2 protein-coding genes and 2 pseudogenes are annotated in these 1,560 nt (G+C 68.5%); 2 read left to right on the plus strand and 2 right to left on the minus strand.

Annotation, left to right across the window (positions count from 1 at the left end; genetic code table 11):
• Positions 1-216 (plus strand): hypothetical protein (locus LQV45_RS35735; RefSeq protein ID WP_290370373.1); only part of this gene is annotated, 216 nt, incomplete at its 5' end.
• An 11-nt stretch (positions 217-227) separates the two neighbouring features.
• On the opposite strand, the pseudogene LQV45_RS31325 reads toward LQV45_RS35735, so the two are convergent.
• Positions 228-794, minus strand: a pseudogene (locus tag LQV45_RS31325) (DNA gyrase C-terminal beta-propeller domain-containing protein); the annotation flags it as partial.
• Positions 774-1,166, minus strand: a pseudogene (locus tag LQV45_RS35740) (TetR/AcrR family transcriptional regulator); the annotation flags it as partial. The pseudogenes LQV45_RS35740 and LQV45_RS31325, both read right to left, overlap by 21 nt.
• Before the next feature lie 67 nt (positions 1,167-1,233).
• Between LQV45_RS35740 and LQV45_RS31335 the strand changes: the two are divergent.
• A partial coding sequence (locus tag LQV45_RS31335; protein WP_230011250.1) for an MFS transporter occupies positions 1,234-1,560 on the plus strand: 327 nt, incomplete at its 3' end.

Genomic DNA, 1,560 nt, shown 5'->3' on the forward strand with positions numbered 1-1,560 from the left:
TTGCCCGCCGGACTGGGCGGGGCGCTGCCCAGGGACGGCTGGGCGCTGGCCGGGGACCGTGGGGCGCTGGCCGGGTGCGGCGGGCCGCTGGCCCGTTCCCGTGGCTGCGCCGGACACGCCGGGGCGCTGCTGCGGACGCGAGGGGGCGCCTACGCGCGGTGCGGCGGCGGGCTGCCGCACTCCGCTCGGCACGCCGCTGCTCGGCTTGGGATATGAGTCGGAATTACTCACTCGTTACCTCCGGTATTGTCTTCGTCCAGCTCGGCATTGCCTGATGACTCATCTGACTCCGGGGCCGGTACTGATTCTGCCGCTGCGGACTCCTCATGCAGTCCGCCATCTTCAGCCAACGTTACGTCATCGGGCGTGGATGCCCGATTTTCGGTCACGTCTGCGGTATTTTCGCCGGTGTCTTCACCGGCATCTTGACCCTCGGCCGGTTCCTCGACTTCGAGCCCGCGTTCGCTGTTGCGCGCGACGGCGATGATGCGGTCGTTCTTGTCCGGCTTGGCAAAGATCACGCCCATGGTGTCGCGGCCCTTGGCCGGCACGCCGCTGACCGACGAGCGGACCACCTTGCCGCCTTCCATGACCACCAGGACTTCGTCTTCCTCGTTGACAATGAGGGCCCCGACGAGGTGGCCGCGTTCTTCCTGGTACTTGCCCACCTTGATGCCAAGGCCGCCGCGGCCCTGGAGGCGGTATTCCTCCACAGCGGTCCGCTTGGCGAAGCCGCCTTCGGTGACAATGAAGACAAACGAACCGTCCTGCACGACGTCGGCCGCCAGCAGTTCCAGCCAGCTCGCCTGGCCGGCGGCGAAGCGGCGGAGGGTTTCCCCGTGCGCCACCTCGGCGAGCCGCGTGGCCGCCACGAAGACCCGGTCCATGGGCGTGTCCGCCCACACCGAGGACTTGATGAAGTACGCCGCCGCCCCTTCCGGGGCTGCCGCCATGGCCGCAACATCGGCAGCCAGGAGCCGGTCCAGCCGTTCCAGCAGGACCGCGATCATGGCCTCTTTCGTCGGAAAATGGTAGAGCAGGCCGCCCTTGGAGACGCCGGCCCGGCGCGCGACGGCGTCCAGCGTCGCGGCGCGTTCACCGACTTCGATGAGCAGGGATTCGAAGGCATCGAGGACGGCCTCGCGGGCGACGGGTTTCCTGGGCATGCCTCCCATCATGCCTGTCCGCGCGCGCATTTCTTAACTGTACCGTCCAGACGGTACAGTTATCCTTATGAGCATTTCATCGATCACCGTAGCCACCAGCACTCCTGCGGCCACCGGGCCCCGGGCACCGTGGCGTGACTGGGTGGCGCTGGCCCTGCTGATGTTCCCCGTCCTGCTCGTGGCCGTGGACAACACCGCGCTCACGTTCGCCCTGCCGGCCATCGCCAGCAGCCTGACCGCCTCCGGCGTCGAACTGCTCTGGATCGTCGATGCCTATCCCCTGGTCCTGGCCGGGCTCCTGGTCGCGATGGGTTCCCTGGGCGACAGGATCGGCCGGCGCCGGCTGCTGTTCGTGGGCAGCGCGGGCTTTGCCGCGGTGTCGGCCGTGACGGCG

It is taken from the genome of Microbacterium sp. Bi128, assembly GCF_918698205.1.